The sequence below is a fragment of the Pseudomonas sp. VA159-2 genome, assembly GCF_024126635.1.
GTDB lineage: Bacteria > Pseudomonadota > Gammaproteobacteria > Pseudomonadales > Pseudomonadaceae > Aquipseudomonas > Aquipseudomonas muyukensis.
Map to the genome: position 1 here is coordinate 137,939 of NZ_JAMYBV010000011.1, position 18,316 is coordinate 156,254.

Here is an 18,316-nt window from a genome sequence, read left to right on the forward strand (position 1 = left end):
GAGTGCATGGCGCAGCGGGTCAATCGCGTTCGGCGCCAGCCCGCTCCTGTGCCCTGGCGAGATTCACTTGCCGGGCGACCACCGCCAGCTCCAACACGGCCTGGGCCACCGCATGGCTACCGCGCGCCTGCATCCAGGCCAGGATATCGGCCAGGTGCCAGAGCGACAGGCTGCCGTCATGCACCGGTGCCGGGAAGCTACCCGGGTGGCTGAGCATGAGCTTGCGCATGTTCTGCCGCGACACACCGACCATTTGCGCCACATCGGTAAGGCCGACCAGGTCGGGGCTGGCCTCGATCAGCCGGGCCTGGGGCATGGCCTGGCGGGCATCCGCCAGGGCACTGTGCAGCGCCTCCCGGGCCGTCGCGCCCTCACGGGCGAAGGCCAGGGCCACACGACCCGGCTGGCCGATGCCGACCACGGCGTCGTCACAACCGGCGTCGGCCAGGCGCTCGATCAGCGCGTCGAGGTCTTGCGGGCCGGCCAATTGATACTTGAGGGTGAATTCGTATTCCATCAGGTGCGCTCCGCTGGTTGGTTGACGATCCCGCGCGTCGACGTGCAATTGTCGATGATCCGGCGCAGCTGCCGGGCGAAGATGCCCGGGTTTCGCGGCGTACTCCACACACTGGTGATGCAGAACTCGCCACAGCGGCATTCGCGGTCGTTATTGGGGCAGTAGATGCGCCCCCAACACTGGCCCCCTCGTACCACGACCCTCCAACCCTGCGCTTCAGCGTGGCTCAGGGTGTGCTCGACTTCCTTGTTGGGATGGGTAGGACGGGCCATCGACTGCGCTCCAGTATGGGTGTCAGGATAGGGTTGTCAAGTGACAATCAGCATGACGCCGACCGGCGTCACCCCCGAACCAGCCTAGGCCCTGCTGCGCCGCCACCCAGCCCATAGAGGCTTCTTGGGAAAGGTCCTATAAAGAGAAAGGCAAAGCCGCGCAGCCAGATGCGTTACCCGGCAATCAACCCATCCGCCCGCAGCAGGCTTTCCAGGCAATGCTCCTGCACCCCATAGAACGCCTTGAGCTGCGTGATCTTCTCCAGCAACGCGGCATTGTCCTGGGGCTGGCGACGCTTCACCGCAAGAATCATCTTGTTCTTGTTGGTGTGCTCCAGGGAAATGAACTCGAACACCTTGGTTTCGTAACCACAGGCCTCCAGATACAGCGCACGCAGGCTGTCGGTGAGCATCTCGGCCTGTTGCCCCAGGTGCAGGCCGTATTGCAGCATCGGCTGCAGCAACCCCGGGCTGTGCAGCTGCGGGCGGATCTGCTTGTGGCAACACGGCGAGCACATGATGATCGCGGCGTTGCAGCGAATACCGGTATGGATGGCGTAATCGGTGGCGATGTCGCAGGCATGCAGGGCGATCATCACCTCGATGGCCTCCGGCACCACGCTGCGCACGTCGCCGCATTCGAACACCAGGCCAGGGTGTTCCAGGCGCGCGGCGGCAGCGTTGCACAACTGGACCATGTCCGGGCGCAGTTCGACGCCGGTCACCTGTGCCGCACGCCCCAGGCTGTTGCGCAGGTAATCGTGCATGGCGAAGGTCAGGTAGCCCTTGCCCGACCCGAAATCGGCCACCCGCAGCACCTGTTCGGGCGCCAGCGGCGCACCGGCCAGGGCATGGTCGAATACCTCGATGAACTTGTTGATCTGCTTCCACTTGCGCGACATCGACGGGATCAACGCACCCTGCGCATCGGTCACCCCAAGGTCGCGCAGGAACGGCCGCGACAGTTCCAGGTAGCGCTTCTTCTCGCGGTCGTGCGCGACGGGCGCCGCTTCACGCGGGGCCTGTTGGCCAAGGTGGCGGCGCAGCATCGGCTTGCCCTTCTTGCTGAACTCCAGCTGCACTTCCCCCGCGCCAATGAACAGATGGGCGTTGCGAAAGCTCGCAGGCAGCAACTCGGCGACCAAGGCCTGGGCCTGTTGCAGCGGCAGGTTGCGGGTGATGTCGCGGGTCTGGTGGCGATAGACCAGTTGCAGGCACGGCTCGCCCTTGATCTGCACCGGTTTGCCGATGATGCGCTGCAGGCTCTGGTCGGTGCCGACATGGCGGGCCAATACCAGCTTGGCCAGGCTGCCCTCGGCCAGGGCGTCGGCCAGCAGGCCCAGGAACTGGGCACGCGCGTCCGGCGCGGCGGGGGCGGTCGATGAGGAAGACATGTAAACGGGTGCCTCGGAAAGCGGGGGCGCGTTGCGCAGTGCCGGGCATTCTACGTCGATGACGGCCCATCGCGAAGGGTTTCGCGATGGGCGCCGGTCAATCGAGGATGACCAGTCGATTGGGCAACTCGTTGCGCGCGTGGGTCGGCGGTACATGCCCGCTGAGCAGTTCGCCGCAGGCTTCGATGCATTCGACGAAGCCCTCGAGGGTGTGCCCCTGGCGCACCTGCTCGGCAAACCGGGCGACGATCAACGCCCGCGCCTGCTCGGGCAGGTGCCGGGCAATGCCCTCGTCGACCAGGATCTCGACGTGCCGCTCGGCTTCACTGACGAAGATCAGCACCCCGGTGGCGCCGGCGGTACGCTGCAGGTTGAGTTCGAGAAACTGCTGGCGGGCCAGCCCGGAGGCGCGCCGTCGGCGCAATACCGGCGGCACCACCCAGGGTGCCAGGCGCGGCTGACGCAACAGCAGGCACAGGCCGATGAACGTGAGCAGCTGCGCCAGCAACAGGCCGTTGACGCCCACCCCGCCCAGCCACAGGTGCAGCAGGCCCGGCACCAGCAAGGCCAGCAACGCGGCCCACAGCAAAGGCAGGTAGGGGAAGTCGTCGGCGCGGCGCGCCAGCACCGTGACCAGCTCGGCGTCGGTGCGCCGCTCGGCGCGGGCGATCGCCTCGGCGATCTGGCGCTGTTCGTATTCGGTCATGCCATCGTCTCTCGAGCGTTCTTATCGTTGTTATCCCGGCATTCGGGTGGGCGAGAGTGTATCTCAACAAGCGGCCTATATAAGGCATAATCCGCCACTGCTCCGGATCATGGACGAATGATCCGGCATACACCCGGCGGACTCTACAACAACGAACGTAGGAAACGTCTCGCAAACCGCTTTCACACGACAACGGAATTGATGATGAAACTGTCTTTGCTGGGCCTGGCCATGGGCCTTGCCAGTCAGGCGGCCCTGGCCGCCCCCACCGCCCCGCCCCTGCAAGACAAGCAGGCGTTCATCGATCACCTGGTCGGCCAGATGACCGAGGCCGAGAAGATCGGCCAGTTGCGCCTGATCAGCATCGGCCCCGAGATGCCCCGCGAGAAGATCCGCGAGGAGATCGCCGCCGGCCGCATCGGCGGCACCTTCAACTCGCGCACCGCCCCCGAGAACCGGCCGATGCAGGACGCTGCCATGCGCAGCCGCCTGAAGATCCCGATGTTCTTCGCCTACGACACCCTCCACGGCGAACGCACCATCTTCCCGATCGGCCTGGGCCTGGCCTCGTCCTGGGACATGGACGCCATCGCCAAGGTGGGCCGCACCTCGGCCATCGAAGCCGCAGCCGATTCCCTGGACATGACCTTCGCGCCGATGGTCGACATCGCCCGTGACCCGCGCTGGGGCCGCACCAGCGAGGGCTTCGGCGAAGATACCTACCTGACCTCGAGAATCGGCCAGGTAATGGTCAAGTCGTTCCAGGGCACAAGCCCAGCCAACGCCGACAGCATCATGGCCATCGTCAAGCACTTCGCCCTGTACGGCGCGGTGGAGGGCGGGCGCGACTACAACACGGTCGATATGAGCCTGCCAAAGATGTACAACGACTACCTGCCCCCTTATCGCGCCGCGCTCGACGCCGGTGCCGGCGGGGTGATGGTGGCGCTGAACTCGATCAACGGCGTCCCTGCCACCGCCAACACCTGGCTGATGAACGACTTGCTGCGCAAGGAGTGGGGCTTCAAGGGCGTGACCATCAGCGACCACGGCGCCATCCAGGAACTGATCCGCCATGGCGTCGCCCGCGACGGCCGCGAAGCCGCCAAGCTGGCGATCAAGGCCGGTATCGACATGAGCATGAACGACACCCTCTACGGCGAGGAGCTGCCAGGCTTGCTCAAGTCCGGCGAAGTCAGCCAGGGCGAGCTGGACCAGGCGGTGCGCGAAGTGCTGGGCGCCAAGTACGACATGGGCCTGTTCAAGGACCCGTATGTGCGTATTCCCAAGGCCGAGACCGACCTCGACGACTACTACGCCGAGGACCGCCTGCACCGCGCCGTCGCGCGCGACGTGGCGCGCCGTGGCCTGGTACTGCTGGAGAACCGCGAGCAGACCCTGCCGCTGAAGAAAACCGGCACCATCGCCCTGGTCGGCCCGCTGGCCGACGCCCCGATCGACATGATGGGCAGCTGGGCCGCCGACGGCAAACCGCAGCACTCGGTCACCGTGCGCGAGGGCCTGCGCCGTGCCGTCGAAGGCAAGGCCAAACTGCTGTACGCCAAGGGCTCGAACGTCACCGGCGACAAGGCGATGTTCGACTACCTGAACTTCCTCAACTTCGACGCCCCGGAAATCGTCAACGACCTGCGCCCGGCCGCGGTGCTGATCGACGAGGCGGTCAAGGCCGCGCAGCAGGCCGACGTGGTGGTGGCCGTGGTCGGCGAGTCCCGCGGCATGTCCCACGAGTCCTCCAGCCGTACCACCCTGGAAATCCCGGCGGTGCAGCGCGAGCTGATCAAGGCGCTGAAGGCCACCGGCAAGCCACTGGTACTGGTACTGATGAACGGTCGCCCGCTGTCGATCGCCTGGGAGCGCGAGCAGGCCGACGCCCTCCTGGAAACCTGGTTCAGCGGCACCGAAGGCGGCAACGCCATCGCCGACGTGCTGTTCGGCGACTACAACCCGTCCGGGCGCCTGGCCATCACCTTCCCGCGTTCGGTCGGGCAGATCCCGATGTACTACAACCACCTGCGCATCGGCCGGCCGTTCACCCCAGGCAAACCCGGCAACTACACCTCGCAGTACTTCGAGGAGCCCAACGGCCCGCTGTATCCGTTCGGCTACGGCCTGAGCTACACCCAGTTCGAGCTGTCCGGGCTCAAGCTGTCGGCGACGAAGCTGGCGCGCGGCGCCAAGCTGCAGGCCAAGGTGACGGTGAACAACAGCGGCAAGCGTGACGGCGAAACCGTGGTACAGCTGTACATCCAGGACCAGAGCGCGTCGATGAGCCGCCCGGTGAAGGAGCTGAAGAACTTCCAGAAACTGATGCTCAAGGCCGGCGAGTCGCGAACCTTGACCTTCGACATCAGTGAAGAGGACCTGAAGTTCTACAATGGCCAGCTGCAGCATGTCGCCGAGCCGGGCCAGTTCAATGTCCAGGTCGGCCTCGACTCCGAGGCGGTGCAGCAGCAGAGCTTCGAACTGCTGTAAGCCACACCCGGCCTCCTCGCCGGGCAAGCCCGCTTCCACGAGTCTGTTGTAAAGCTGGTGGAAGCGGGCTTGCCCGGCGTAAGGCCGGCACAGACAATCGACACCCCGGATCCGCTCCATGCCCTCATCCTTCCGCGCCCTGCGCCTGGGCCTGATCATCTTGCTGATTCTGGTCGGCACCACCCTCAGTGCCGGCTGGGCCATGCACCAGGCCAAGCGCCAGGCCATGGAGACCGACGCCCGGCGGGCCAGCCAGCAACTGGGCCTGTACGCCAACGCCCTGCATACCCTGATCGAGCGCTACCGCGCCCTGCCTGCGGTGCTGGCGCTGGACCCCGAACTGATCGACGCCCTGCGCGGCCCCGTCACCGAGCAAGTGCAGGATGCCCTGAACCGCAAGCTCGAACGCATCAACGGCGCCGCCAACTCATCGACCCTCGAGCTGCTCGACCGCACCGGCCTGGCCATCGCCGCCAGCAACTGGCGCCTGCCGACCACCTACGTGGGCTCCAACTACGGCTTCCGCCCTTATTTCAAGCAGACCCGCAGCCAGGGTAGCGGCCGCTTCTATGCGGTCGGCGTGACCAGCGGCGTGCCGGGCTACTTCCTGGCCAGCGCGGTGAACGACGAACACGGCCGCTTCCTCGGCGCCATGGTGGTCAAGCTGGAATTCCCCGAGCTTGAACGCGAATGGCGCCAGGGCAACGATATCCTGCTGGTCAGCGACGCCCGCGGCATCACCTTCATCGCCAACCAGGACGGCTGGCGTTATCGCGAACTGCAGCCGCTCAGCGGCATCGACCGCGCTGAACTGGCCGAAACCCGCCAGTACGACAAGCAGCCGCTGGTGCCGCTGCAGCACCAGGCGTTGACCCGCTTCGCCGACAACAGCCACCTGACCCGCGTGCAAGGCCCCGATGGCAGCGCCGACTACCTCTGGGAAAGCCTGCCACTGGAAGCCGAGGGCTGGACCTTGCACCTGCTGCGCAAGCCCCAGGTGGCCGAGGACGGGCGCAACGCCGCGCTGGCCGCCGCCGCGGTCTGGCTGACCCTGGTGTTCGCCGCGCTGTTCGTCAGCCAGCGCTTGCGCCTGGCCCGCCTGCGCCAGCGCAGCCGCGAGCAGCTCAAGGGCCTGGTCGAGGAGCGCACCCGCGAGCTGCGCACCGCCCAGGAAGGCCTGGTGCAATCGGCCAAGCTGGCGGCGCTCGGGCAGATGTCGGCCGCCCTGGCCCACGAGATCAACCAGCCGCTGACCACCCAGCGCATGCAGCTGGAAACCCTGCGCCTGCTGCTCGACCATGGCCGCTACGAACAGGCCCGCCAGGCCTTGGAACCACTGGAGCAAATGCTCACGCGCATGGCCGCGCTCACCGGCCACCTGAAGACCTTCGCGCGCAACAGCCCTGGCGGCCTGCGCGAACGCATGGACCTGGCCACGGTGGTTGACCAGGCCCTGCACCTGCTCGACGCGCGCATCCGCGCCGAGGGCGTCGAGGTGGCCCTGTACCTGGCGCGCCCGGCCTGGGTGCGCGGCGACGCGATCCGCCTGGAGCAAGTGCTGATCAACCTGCTGCGCAACGCCCTCGACGCCATGGCCGACAAGCGTTACAAACGTCTGGAAATCCGTATCGAGGCCGACGCCGAACTGTGGCGCCTGAGCGTGCTCGACTCTGGCGGCGGCATTGTCGAGGCCGACCTGGCCAAGGTCTTCGACCCGTTCTTCACCACCAAGCCGGTCGGTGAAGGCCTGGGGCTGGGCCTGGCGATCTCCTATGGCATCGTGGTCGATGCCGGCGGCGCCCTGCAGGTCGACAACCTGCCGGGCGGCGCGCGCTTCAGCCTGACCCTGCCCCGCGACCTGGAGCCTGTATGTTGAATTCAGTGATCGTCGTCGACGACGAAGCCAGCATCCGCACCGCGGTGGAGCAGTGGCTGAGCCTGTCGGGCTTCAGCGTGCAGCTGTTCGCCCGTGGCGAAGACTGCCTGGCCCAGCTGCCGCGCGATTTTCCCGGGGTGGTGCTCAGCGATGTGCGCATGCCTGGCCTGTCGGGGATGCAACTGCTCGAACGCCTGCGCCAGCTGGACCCCGACCTGCCGGTGATCCTGCTCACCGGCCATGGCGACGTGCCGATGGCGGTGGAGGCCATGCGCAACGGCGCCTACGATTTCCTGGAAAAGCCCTTCACCCCGCAGCACCTGATGGGCAGTCTGGGCCGCGCCCTGGAAAAACGCCAGCTGGTGCTGGAGAACCGCCGCCTGCACGAACAGGCCGATCTCAAGGCACAGCTGGAGAGCACCTTGCTGGGCATGTCCCAGGGCTTGCAGCAGTTGCGCCGCCAGGTGCTCGAGCTGGCCAGCCTGCCGGTCAACGTATTGATCCGTGGTGAGACCGGCAGCGGCAAGGAGCGGGTGGCCCGCTGCCTGCACGACTTCGGCCCGCGCGCCGACAAGCCGTTCGTCGCTCTCAACTGCGCGGCGATCCCCGAGAGCCTGTTCGAAGCCGAACTGTTCGGCCATGAAAGCGGTGCCTTCACCGGCGCCCAGGGCAAGCGCATTGGCAAACTGGAGTACGCCAACGGCGGCACGCTGTTCCTCGACGAGATCGAAAGCATGCCGCTGGCCCAGCAGGCCAAGTTGCTGCGGGTGATCCAGGAGCACAAGCTCGAGCGCCTGGGGGCCAACCAGAGCATCGAGGTGGACCTGCGAATCATCGCCGCGACCAAGCCCGACCTGCTGCAGGAGGCCCGTGCCGGACGCTTCCGCGAGGACCTGGCCTACCGCCTGAATGTCGCCGAGCTGCGCCTGGCGCCGCTGCGCGAACGGCGTGAGGATATCCCGCTGCTGTTCGAGCACTTCGCCCGTGCCAGCGCCGAACGCCTGGGGCGCAACGCCCCGTCGGTAAGCGGCGCGCAGCTGGCGCAACTGCTGGCCCATGACTGGCCCGGCAATGTGCGTGAACTGGCCAATGCCGCCGAACGCCATGCCCTGGGGCTGGATGCGCCAAGCTTGGCCGCCGCGCCCGAGACACACTCGCTGGCCGGGCAGATGGAGGCCTTCGAGGCCCAGTGCCTGCGTGCCGCGCTGCGCCAGCACCAGGGGGAGATCAAGGCGGTGATGCTAGCGCTGCAACTGCCCCGGCGCACGCTGAACGAGAAAATGCAGCGACATGGGCTGGTGCGCGAGGATTTTCTTGGCGAATGATAAGCGGAATTCCGCCTATTCGAAGGGGTGAGTGAGCGGGATTTTGCCTATTTGGCGGGTAGTGCCGGGGCTGCGCTGTAGCCTTTCGCCGGCAAGGCCGGCGCCTGCAACAATCGCTGTCGTGCCAGGATTCGTGCAGCTTGCGTAGGTGCCGGCGTTGCCAGCAAAGGCCTTGAATGCCCCCGAACGGATCATCACGCACCCATTTGGCACAGCTTCTGCAAACCCCTTCTCAAGCTGCGCTCAGGCGCGCTCCACAAAAACAACGAGAAGGTATCCCCTGATGGATAACGCCAGCACTCTGCCCACCGGGGCGGCCGTTGCGCCCGCCGCGGAAAAATCCACCGCCAGCCGCCTCAAATCGATCTTCAGTGGTTCCATCGGCAACATGGTCGAATGGTACGACTGGTACGTCTACGCCGCATTCTCGCTGTACTTCGCCAAGGCCTTCTTCCCGGCTGGCGACACCACCGCGCAACTGCTCAACACCGCCGCGATCTTCGCCGTGGGCTTCCTCATGCGCCCGATCGGTGGCTGGCTGATGGGCCTGTATGCCGACCGCAAGGGCCGCAAGGCGGCGCTGATGGCCTCGGTACTGCTGATGTGCGCCGGCTCCCTGGTCATCGCCCTGACCCCTGGCTACGAAACCATTGGCGTCGCCGCGCCGGTCCTGCTGGTAGTCGCCCGTCTGCTGCAGGGACTGTCGGTGGGCGGTGAATACGGCACCTCGGCCACCTACCTCAGCGAGATGGCCAGCAAGGAACGCCGTGGTTTCTTCTCCAGCTTCCAATACGTGACGCTGATCTCCGGCCAGCTCATCGCCTTGGCGGTGCTGATCATCCTGCAGAACGTGCTGACCACCGAAGAGCTCTACGCCTGGGGCTGGCGCGTGCCGTTCGTGATCGGTGCGCTGTGCGCGGTGGTTGCCCTGTACCTGCGTCGCGGCATGGAAGAGACCGCCTCCTTCACCAAGAAGGAGAAGTCCAAGGAAAGCCTGATGCGCACCCTGATGCGCCACCCCAAGGAGCTGCTGACCGTGGTCGGCCTGACCATGGGCGGCACCCTGGCCTTCTACACCTACACCACCTACATGCAGAAGTACCTGGTCAACACCGTGGGCATGAGCATCAGCGACTCGACCACCATCTCGGCGACCACGCTGTTCCTGTTCATGTGCCTGCAGCCGGTGATCGGCGGCCTGTCCGACAAGATCGGCCGGCGCCCGATCCTGATCGCCTTCGGCGTGCTGGGCACCCTGTTCACCGTACCGATCCTCAGCACCCTGCACACCATCCAGACCTGGTGGGGCGCGTTCTTCCTGATCATGGCGGCGCTGATCATCGTCAGCGGCTACACCTCGATCAACGCGGTGGTCAAAGCCGAGTTGTTCCCCACCGAGATCCGCGCCCTGGGCGTCGGCCTGCCCTATGCGCTGACCGTGTCGATCTTCGGTGGCACCGCCGAATACGTGGCCCTGTGGTTCAAGAGCAACGGCATGGAGACCGGTTTCTACTGGTACGTTACCGGCTGCATCGCCTGCTCGTTGCTGGTGTACGCGACCATGAAGGACACCAAGCAACACTCGCGGATCACCACTGACTGATCCTGGTTCGCGGCACATGAAAAGGGGCGCCCCGGATGACGAGGCGCCCCTTGTTGCTTCTCCTCAAGACCTCTCAGCCACGCGCTGCGGCTCACGTCGCTGGGTGGCCATCACCACCAGCACCAACAGCACCCCACCGAGCACCGCCGACGAACCGATGGTGCCGAAGTCCAGCCCGCCTTTTTCCTGCGACTTGGTCAGCACGTCACCCAGCGTGGCGCCGAACGGGCGGGTCAGGACGAAGGCGATCCAGAACAGCACCACGCCGGAGATTCTGGTCCAGTAACGGGCGCCGGCCACCACGGCGATGGCCGCGCCGATCAGCAGCGCGCCGCCGGCAAAGCCCAGCCCCGAGTCATCCGCCAGGTAATCACCCAACGCGGTGCCCAGGGTGTTGGAGAACAGGATCGCCACCCAGTAGAACAACTCGCCGCCCCGGTTGCGGATGCGGTTGACGTCCAGCGGGTTGCCGCTCAGGCGCCACAGGACGAAGGTCAGCAGCAGAATGCCGATCAGCAACGCCGAGCCCGTGGCGTAGCCCAGGCCCAAGGTGCGGTCCATGAAGTCGGACATCGTGGTGCCGGCGGTGCTGGTGGACAGGATCACCAGCCAGTACAGCATCGGGTGATAGCGGCGCGAGTAGAGCTGGGTGACCAGCGTCAGCACAAACACGCTGATCAACAGCAGCGAACTCATGGCGTAGCCGATGTTCAAGGTCATCGACAGCAGGTCGCCGGCCGTCTCGCCGAGGGTGGTTGCGCAGATCTTCATGACCCAGAAGGCCAGGGTGATGTGCGGGAGTTTGTTCATCGTTGTGCCGCTCCAGGGTTTGGGTGCGGCGATGGTGAACAGCCAAGGCTGAAAAATCGGTTGGCCGTGCATGAAAAATGCGTTGATCGAGCGCGACGAGTGGTTGCGAGCGTTAATTGCCCATTAATGGCCGGCGCGGATGCTATGAACCTGTAGCCGATCTACTCCGCCAGTTCAGTTGCGCTGCCTGTCAGTCCTCACAAGGGAGGAAATAATCACGGGCGCAACATCTAATAAACTGATTGTTATTCGCAAATTATTGCGCTTTTTAATCAATTTTATAGGAGTAGCATTGATTCCACAGCCACAACAACCCACCGCATCCACTGGAGCAACGACCATGAAAAACAAACTGATCCTCACCCTGGCCCTTTCGATCCTGGCTACCGGCGCCTTCGCCGAAGATGGCTTCGACCGTACCAACGCCCACAGTTTCGCCACCACGCAAAGCCAAGCGGTGAACTACGCCGAAGATGGCTTCGACCGCACCAACGGCCAGCGCTTCGCCGAAGACGGCTTCGACCGCACCCAGGCCCAGCGCTTTGCCGAGAACGGCTTCGAGCGCACCAACGCCCACCGCTTCAGCTGATAGCCCAAGGCGTGTACCCAGCCCGGCACCTGCCGGGCTTGAGCATTTCCAGCCGGGCCAAGGCTTGGCACACTAGGCGCCTTGTCCCCCACCAGGAAGGGCCTCTGGGCCTTGCACAGATGTACTACTACGAACCCGCGAAAGGCCACGGCCTGCCCCATGATCCATTCAACGCCATCGTCGGTCCCCGCCCCATCGGCTGGATCTCCAGCCACGACCGCGAAGGCCGCCTGAACCTGGCGCCCTACAGCTTCTTCAATGCCTTCAACTACATTCCGCCGATCGTCGGTTTCTGTAGCGTCGGGCGCAAAGACAGCCTGAACAACATCGAGCAGACCGGTGAGTTCGTCTGGAACCTGGCCACCCGCCCGCTGGCCGAACAGATGAACCAGAGCTGCGCGGCAGTGGCCGCGGATGTCGACGAGTTCACCCTCAGCGGCCTGACCCCGAGCGCTTCGCGGGTGGTCGGCGTGCCGCGGGTGGGCGAAAGCCCGGTGAGCTTCGAATGCAAGGTGAGCCAGATCGTCCAGCTCAAGCGCGCCGACCAGGCCCTGGTGCCCAGTTGGCTGATCCTCGGCGAAGTGGTGGCCGTGCATATTGCCCAGCACCTGCTCAAGGACGGCATCTACGACACCGCCGCTGCCGAGCCGATCCTGCGTGGTGGTGGCCCGGCGGACTACTTCGCCCTGGGCGAGCTGTTCAAGATGGCCCGCCCGCAAGCCTGATCAGAAGATCAACTCACCGTCCTCGCCGACGCCCTGCAAGCGTTCGAGCTCGGCACAGGCGGCCTCGTCGGCCGCCAGTGCGCTGTTGAACACTTGCCCGTCGAGGACCTTGTGAAAGCGCGGCGCGCCGCCCAGGTGCAGGGCCTTGACGGCGATTGCGGCGTTGTAGCCGCCGCCTTGCACCGGGACCATCGCCGAAACCGCTTCGAAGTGGGGAAATTCCTTACGTGCCATGCTGCACTCCGCCTGATTGATCGAGGGGCGGCATTCTACACATTAAGCGAAGGTGTGAAGGTCGAGGCTGCTGACCACCTGCGCCTGCACCAGCTGGCCAAACACCTCCAGGGTCGGCGAGGCAAAATAACCACTCATCGCCTGCTGGTCACGCCAGCTGCCACTGAGTAGCCACAAGTCGGCGTCGACTTGCGAGCGTTGCACACTGAAACTCAGGCAGCCTGGCGCGCGCAGCGAGGGCTCGAGCAGGTCGCGCAGGCGCATGCCAAGTTCCGCCGAACGACCGTTGCTGGCACGGATCAAAGCCAGGTGTGTGACCGGTTGCTGCTGGGTCATGAACGATCTCCTTGACACTAGGGGGGCGAAAACAGGCTGCCAAGGTTAGGCGCCGCCCCGCGCGCGACGTTAGGCCATTACTGCACGGCGATTGCCTGATTCTGCCGCACGGCAGGATCAGGCAATCGCCGTGCAGCTTTCGACTAGCGCCGGGCATTGCCCAAACCTATGCTGCGCAGGAATAGAGGAAGCCAACATGACCCTGTCCCTGCCCTTCGACCCAACCCTGGAACCCCAGCGCCAGGCGCTGGCCACGCTGATCCAGCGCCACGCTGGCGAACCCCATGGCCCGGCCTCGGCCATCGACGACCTGTACCTCACGTGCTACCAGGAAGACATTCGCGGCATGCCCGCCCTGGCCCAACCGGCGCTGTGCATCCTGGCCCAGGGCAGCAAGACGCTGATCCTGGGCGATGAGCATTACGCCTACGATCCGTTGCACTACATGGTGGTGTCGGTGACCCTGCCGATCAGCGGGGCGCTGCTCAAGGCCAGCCCGGAGCAACCGGCCCTGGCGCTGCGCCTGGATATCGACCCGGCGCAACTGAGCCAGTTGATTGCCGAAAGCAGCCCGATGGTGGTGCCCAATCGCCCCTCCGGGCGCGGCTTGTACGTGGAAAAGACCGACCCACAGTTGCTCGATGCGCTGATCCGCCTGGTCCAGTTGCTGGACTCGCCGCGCGACATTGCGATCCTCGCCCCCTTGATCCGTCGCGAGATCTTCTACCGCCTGCTGCGTGGCCCCCAGGGCCACCGCCTGTACGAGATCGCCCTGGCCAACAGCCAGACCCACCGGGTGTCCCAGGCCATCGCCTGGCTCAACCAGCACTACCAGCAGCCGCTGCGCATCGAGGATCTGGCCCGCGAGGTCAACCTCAGCACCTCGACCTTGCATCATCGCTTCAAGGCGGTGACCTCGATGAGCCCCTTGCAGTACCAGAAGCAGTTGCGCCTGCAGGAGGCGCGGCGGCTGATGCTCAACGATGGCCTGGAGGCGGCGGTGGCGGGGTATCGGGTCGGCTATGAAAGCCCGTCGCAGTTCAGCCGCGAGTACAGCCGCCTCTATGGCGCCCCGCCAATTCGCGACGTGGCCAGGCTGCGCGCGCACGCCGGCTGATAACTACCCCTGCACCGCTGCCTGCCACTGGCGTTGATCCACCTGGATCAACGTCGGCCCCCGGCGCTCCACCGCCCGCCCCAGCGCCGCCTGCAACTGCGCCACATCCGCGACATCCTCGGCCGCGGCTCCCAAGGCCCGAGCCACGCCGATGAAATCCGGGGCATGTATGTCCACTCCGACCGGCTCGATCGCCCGGTTGACCATGTACTTCTTGATTTCCTCATACCCCTGGTTGTTCCACAGCAGCACGATCAGCGGCACCTGTGCCTCCACGGCGCTGGCCAGCTCCGGCAGGGTGAACTGCAAGCCGCCGTCACCAATCAGGCACACCGCAGGCAGCCGCTCGGCCGCTATCTCGGCACTGCCCAGCCAGGCGCCCATGGCCGCCGGCAAGGCGTAGCCGAGGGTGCCGTAGCCGGTCGAGGCGTTGAACCAGCGCCGTGGCCGGGTCATATCCAGGGTCAGGTTGCCGGTGTACACCGGCTGGGTCGAATCCCCCACCAGGATGGCATCCGGCAATGCCGCCAGGATGCTGGTGAGCAGGCGCGTCTGGCTCCGGGTCGGTTGGTCCCAGGTCGCGGCGTTGTCGGCGCGCAGGCGGGCGGCCCGCGCAGCGCCCCAACGGGCATCGCGAGGCGGCTGCCCTTGCAGCGGCAAGGCTACCAGCAACGCCTCGAGCGCCTGCTCGGCATCCGCCACCAGGGCCAGCTCGGGCAGGTAGTTGCGCACGGTCTGGTCGGGGTCGATGTCGATGCGCAGCAAGCTGCCGGGGATCTCGAAGCCCCCTTTGAAGGTCACGTCATAGTCGGTCTCGGCCAGCTCAGTGCCGATCGCCAGCACCACATCGGCCTCGGCCACCAGCGCCCGGGTGGCCGGCAAGGTCTGGGTCGAACCGATCTGCAACGGATGATTCGCCGGCAGCAAGCCCTTGGCATTGATGGTCAGCGCCACGGGTGCCTGCAGGTACTCGGCCAGGCGGGCCAACGCCGGGCCGCCGGCCAAGGCCCCGCCACCGGCCAGCAGCAACGGCCGCTGGGCCTTGGCCAGGCGCGCGGCCATCTGCTGCACCGCCAGGGGCGCAGCTCCGGCGCGGGCTGTGCGCACCGGGCGCGTGGCCAGCAGGTGGTCGGCCGGCTCGACCAGTACGTCCAGCGGGATCTCGATGTGCACCGGCCGTGGCCGGGCCCCTTCGAACACGGCAAAAGCGCGGGCCAGCACCTGAGGCAGATCGTCGGCGCTCATCAAGGTTTGCGAGAAAGCCGCCACACCGGCCACCAGGGCGCACTGGTCAGGCAGCTCATGCAGCTTGCCGCGACCACCGCCAAGCTGGCTGCGGGACTGAACGCTGGAGATCACCAGCATCGGGATCGAGTCGGCATAGGCCTGGCCCATGGCCGTGGTGATATTGGTCATCCCCGGCCCGGTGATGATGAAGCACACCCCGGGCTTGCCACGGGTGCGCGCGTAGCCGTCGGCCATGAACCCGGCGCCCTGTTCGTGGCGCGGCGTGACATGGCGGACCGACGAGGCCGCCAGGCCACGGTACAGCTCGACGGTATGCACGCCAGGAATACCGAAGACATGGTCGACACCATAGCCTTCGAGGAGTTTGACCAGCACTTCGCCACAGGTTGCCATTATCGAATACCCGATTCTTGTTGAAATCGGTGCTTATGGAAGCAACTGCGCGCTACCGCCACAATGCAAAAAAACACATAATAGCCATGTCTTTAAGTCATGGCTTAGTTGAATGAAACGCTTGCCGCCCTTGCCCGCCCTGCATACCTTCCTGATCACCGCCCAGCACTGCAACTTCACCCGTGCCGCGCAGCAGTTGCACATCACCCAGGGCGCGGTCAGCCGGCAGATCGCCGGGCTCGAGGAACACCTGGGCTATGCGCTGTTCCAGCGCCAGGCCCGCGGCCTGGCGCTGACCCGCGAAGGCCAGGACTGGCTGCCGCGGGTGCAGCAGGTGTTTGCCTTGATCGAACAGGGGGTACGCGAGGTGGGTGGGCGCAGCACCACCTTGCAAGTGAAGGCCCCGACCTGCGTGATGCGCTGGCTGCTGCCACGGCTGATGGAGTGGCAGGCGCTGCGCCCGGACGTGCCGGTGGAGCTGACCACCACGGTGCAGCACGGCGTGGACTTTCGCCGTGAAGGCTTCGATGCCGCCGTGGTGTATGGCGCCGCGCCCAATCATGGGCTGCAGGTGCGCAAGCTGTTCGACGAGCAACTGACGCCGGTCTGCGCGCCAACGCTGTGCAACCGCCCGCTGCAATTGCCCGACCTGGCGCGGCAGATGCTGTTGCACCCGTCGCGTGACGAACATGACTGGCGGTTGTGGATGCAGGCGGCCAAAGCCGGGTTCGAACCGCAAGGGCCGAAACAGCATTTCGAGACGCTGGACATGGCGATGGCCATGGCTGCACAAGGGACGGGAATCGCCATTGGCGACTTTGCGCTGATCGGCGACGACCTGCGTGCCGGCCGGCTGATCATGCCGTTCGAGCTGAAAGTGGCGACGGGCAAGAGCTATTACCTGGTGAGCCCTTCGAAAACCCTGCCGAGCGGACTCGCCGAACTGATGGCTTGGCTTGCCCGGCAAGCGCAGCCCTTGTAACGGACATGGCATCGCACCAGCGTCTGTTCGCCAGCTAACGCCTACGGGGGCAAACCTGTATGAGCCGGCTTGCCGGCGAACACCGGCCTGGCCGCTGCCAGGCACCGCATAGCCTGGTTCGCCAGCAAGCTGGCTACGGGGAGCGGTCAGTAGCCGACGGTGAAGCGCGCGCGCGCGTGCGCCGGTTGCTCCAGCTCGTCGAGCATCGCGATGGCGTAGTCGGCAAAGCTGATCCAGCTACGACCATCGGCCCCGATCAGCAGGTGATCCTTGCCCAGGGTGTAGTGCCCCGTGCGCCCCCCTTCGACGAACTCCGCCGACGGTGACAGGAAGGTCCAGTCCAGCTCGGCCTCCTGGCGCAACGCCTCGAGAAAGCCCACACCGGCACTGGCCTCGGCCTTGTAGGCCTCGGGGAAGTCCGGGCTGTCGATCACCCGCTGCCCGGACGGCAGCAACAGGCTGCCGGCGCCACCGACCACCAGCAGGCGCTTGACCCCGGCCGCCTTGACCGGCGCGATGATCGCCTGAGGCTCGATCGTGGCGAAATGCGCCGCGCTGAGCACCGCGTCGCAGCCACTGACCGCCGCCTGCAAGGCGGCGCTGTCCTTGGCATCCAGGGCCTTGGCCGTCACCCCCGCGCGGCCTTGCAACGAGGAAGGGTCGCGGGCGATGGCGACCACACTGTGCCCGCGGCGCAGGGCCTCTTCCAGCAACTGGCTGCCAGCACGCCCGGTGGCGCCGATGATTGCGATCTTGCTCATGGGAAACACTCCAACAGGTTGAAAGGGGGTTACCACTTCATCTCGCCCTTGGCGACCTTGGCGCCCAGCTCCAGTGAGCTTTCGTCGGCCAGGCCCGGGTAGCGCTTTTTCATCGCCGCGATCAGCGCGTCGGCATTGGCAGCCTTGGCAGCCTCGGCATCGAAATCACCAATGTAGCCCGCGGTGAAGCGCACGGCGGCCAGCGAACGGCTGCTGTCGCCCAGGTAATGGCCCGGTACCACGATGCGCGGCTTTAGTTGCTCGATCTTGTCCAGGGTGCCCAGCCAGTCGGCATGGGATTGCACGCTCTGGGTGTCGGCCATCCACACGTGGATGTGCTCGGCAACCACCACGCCACCGACCACAGCCTTGATCGAAGGGATCCAGACGAAGCTGCGGTCCGGCTGCGGGCCATCCAGCCCCACGACCTCCAGGGCCTGGCCTTCAAGCTCCAGGCGATTGCCGACGAGCACCTGCGGAACCACCAGTTTGGCCGGCTTGTCGGCGCCCATCTGCGGGCCCCAGTAGGCCAGCTTGGCGTCCATGGTCTGGCGAATGTGCGCCACGGTGGCGGCCGAGGCGACCACCCGGGCCTTGGGGAAGGCCTGGGTGACGGTGTCCAGGCCAAAGTAGTAGTCCGGGTCGCCATGGCTGACATAGATGGTGGTCAGTTGCTTGCCACTGGCGCGCAGGCGTTCGACCACCTGCTCGGCCTGGGCCTTGCCGAACTGGGCATCGACCAGGATGGCATCATGGGCGCCACTGACGATCACCGAGCTGACCGGGAAGATCGCCTCGTGGCCAGGGTTGTAGACTTCGAGCTTGAGCGGTTCGGCGGCCATGGCCTGGCCCGCCAGGGTAACGCAGGCCAGCAGCAGGCCACGCAGCGGGGTGAAGAGCGACATTGGGGCAATCCTGTGTGCGGGAAAGATGAC

The 18,316-nt window shown here is 65.8% G+C and carries 18 protein-coding genes; 8 read left to right on the plus strand and 10 right to left on the minus strand.

The features are described from left to right. Positions 1–19 precede the first annotated feature (19 nt). The 4 genes from NJG22_RS13465 to NJG22_RS13480 form a co-directional block, all read right to left on the minus strand. The gene (locus NJG22_RS13465) at positions 20–517 is read right to left on the minus strand and encodes a DNA-binding protein (protein WP_253095132.1); all 498 of its coding nucleotides are present in this window, start codon (positions 515–517) and stop codon (positions 20–22) included. Beyond that, the gene (locus NJG22_RS13470; RefSeq protein WP_253095133.1) at positions 517–789 is read right to left on the minus strand and encodes a hypothetical protein; all 273 of its coding nucleotides are present in this window, start codon (positions 787–789) and stop codon (positions 517–519) included. Before NJG22_RS13470 ends, NJG22_RS13465 begins: the two co-directional genes overlap by 1 nt. 173 nt (positions 790–962) lie before the next feature. Further along, entirely contained in the window at positions 963–2,183 is a 1,221-nt protein-coding gene (locus tag NJG22_RS13475; RefSeq protein WP_253095135.1) for an SAM-dependent methyltransferase, read from the minus strand. A 97-nt stretch (positions 2,184–2,280) separates the two neighbouring features. Next, a complete protein-coding gene (locus NJG22_RS13480) occupies positions 2,281–2,889 on the minus strand; it encodes a hypothetical protein (protein WP_253095136.1) in 609 nt (202 codons plus the stop codon). Between the two features lie 201 nt (positions 2,890–3,090). On the opposite strand from NJG22_RS13480, the gene bglX reads away from it, so the two are divergent. The 4 genes from bglX to NJG22_RS13500 all read left to right on the plus strand — a co-directional run bounded on the left by bglX (position 3,091) and on the right by NJG22_RS13500 (position 10,186). Then, positions 3,091–5,382, plus strand: coding sequence for a beta-glucosidase BglX (gene bglX, locus NJG22_RS13485; RefSeq protein WP_253095138.1), 2,292 nt, complete (start codon positions 3,091–3,093; stop codon positions 5,380–5,382). Between the two features lie 118 nt (positions 5,383–5,500). Continuing rightward, positions 5,501–7,258: an ATP-binding protein gene (locus NJG22_RS13490; RefSeq protein ID WP_253095141.1), complete on the plus strand. Its 1,758-nt coding sequence runs from the start codon at positions 5,501–5,503 to the stop codon at positions 7,256–7,258. Then, positions 7,252–8,583 carry a sigma-54 dependent transcriptional regulator gene (locus tag NJG22_RS13495; protein ID WP_253095142.1) on the plus strand — a complete coding sequence of 444 codons (1,332 nt, stop codon included), beginning with the start codon at positions 7,252–7,254 and terminating at the stop codon, positions 8,581–8,583. Before NJG22_RS13490 ends, NJG22_RS13495 begins: the two co-directional genes overlap by 7 nt. Before the next feature lie 283 nt (positions 8,584–8,866). Then, positions 8,867–10,186 carry an MFS transporter gene (locus tag NJG22_RS13500; protein ID WP_253095143.1) on the plus strand — a complete coding sequence of 440 codons (1,320 nt, stop codon included), beginning with the start codon at positions 8,867–8,869 and terminating at the stop codon, positions 10,184–10,186. A gap of 63 nt (positions 10,187–10,249) precedes the next feature. Here the strand turns inward: NJG22_RS13500 and NJG22_RS13505 are convergent, their stop codons facing one another. Beyond that, the gene (locus NJG22_RS13505) at positions 10,250–10,996 is read right to left on the minus strand and encodes a hypothetical protein (RefSeq protein ID WP_253095144.1); all 747 of its coding nucleotides are present in this window, start codon (positions 10,994–10,996) and stop codon (positions 10,250–10,252) included. A 340-nt stretch (positions 10,997–11,336) separates the two neighbouring features. Here NJG22_RS13505 and NJG22_RS13510 point away from each other — a divergent pair, with 340 nt between their 5' ends. Next, positions 11,337–11,585 carry a heme utilization protein gene (locus NJG22_RS13510; protein WP_253095145.1) on the plus strand — a complete coding sequence of 83 codons (249 nt, stop codon included), beginning with the start codon at positions 11,337–11,339 and terminating at the stop codon, positions 11,583–11,585. 119 nt (positions 11,586–11,704) lie between these two features. Beyond that, entirely contained in the window at positions 11,705–12,310 is a 606-nt protein-coding gene (locus NJG22_RS13515) for a flavin reductase family protein (protein WP_253095146.1), read from the plus strand. On the opposite strand, the gene NJG22_RS13520 is transcribed toward NJG22_RS13515, so the two are convergent. Further along, positions 12,311–12,544 carry a hypothetical protein gene (locus NJG22_RS13520; RefSeq protein ID WP_253095147.1) on the minus strand — a complete coding sequence of 78 codons (234 nt, stop codon included), beginning with the start codon at positions 12,542–12,544 and terminating at the stop codon, positions 12,311–12,313. Between the two features lie 42 nt (positions 12,545–12,586). After that, entirely contained in the window at positions 12,587–12,880 is a 294-nt protein-coding gene (locus NJG22_RS13525; protein WP_253095148.1) for an antibiotic biosynthesis monooxygenase family protein, read from the minus strand. A gap of 196 nt (positions 12,881–13,076) precedes the next feature. On the opposite strand from NJG22_RS13525, the gene NJG22_RS13530 reads away from it, so the two are divergent. Continuing rightward, entirely contained in the window at positions 13,077–13,997 is a 921-nt protein-coding gene (locus NJG22_RS13530; RefSeq protein WP_253095150.1) for an AraC family transcriptional regulator, read from the plus strand. Positions 13,998–14,000: 3 nt separating this feature from the next. On the opposite strand, the gene NJG22_RS13535 is transcribed toward NJG22_RS13530, so the two are convergent. Then, positions 14,001–15,638 (minus strand): 5-guanidino-2-oxopentanoate decarboxylase, encoded by a 1,638-nt coding sequence (locus NJG22_RS13535; protein WP_253095151.1) that lies wholly within the window; start codon positions 15,636–15,638, stop codon positions 14,001–14,003. 112 nt (positions 15,639–15,750) lie between these two features. Between NJG22_RS13535 and NJG22_RS13540 the strand changes: the two genes are divergently transcribed. Then, a complete protein-coding gene (locus NJG22_RS13540) occupies positions 15,751–16,620 on the plus strand; it encodes a LysR substrate-binding domain-containing protein (RefSeq protein WP_253095153.1) in 870 nt (289 codons plus the stop codon). A 146-nt stretch (positions 16,621–16,766) separates the two neighbouring features. Here the strand turns inward: NJG22_RS13540 and NJG22_RS13545 are convergent, their stop codons facing one another. Further along, a complete protein-coding gene (locus NJG22_RS13545) occupies positions 16,767–17,381 on the minus strand; it encodes an NAD(P)-dependent oxidoreductase (RefSeq protein WP_253095155.1) in 615 nt (204 codons plus the stop codon). Between the two features lie 29 nt (positions 17,382–17,410). Beyond that, positions 17,411–18,286 carry an MBL fold metallo-hydrolase gene (locus NJG22_RS13550; RefSeq protein ID WP_253095156.1) on the minus strand — a complete coding sequence of 292 codons (876 nt, stop codon included), beginning with the start codon at positions 18,284–18,286 and terminating at the stop codon, positions 17,411–17,413. Between the last annotated feature and the right edge of the window lie 30 nt (positions 18,287–18,316).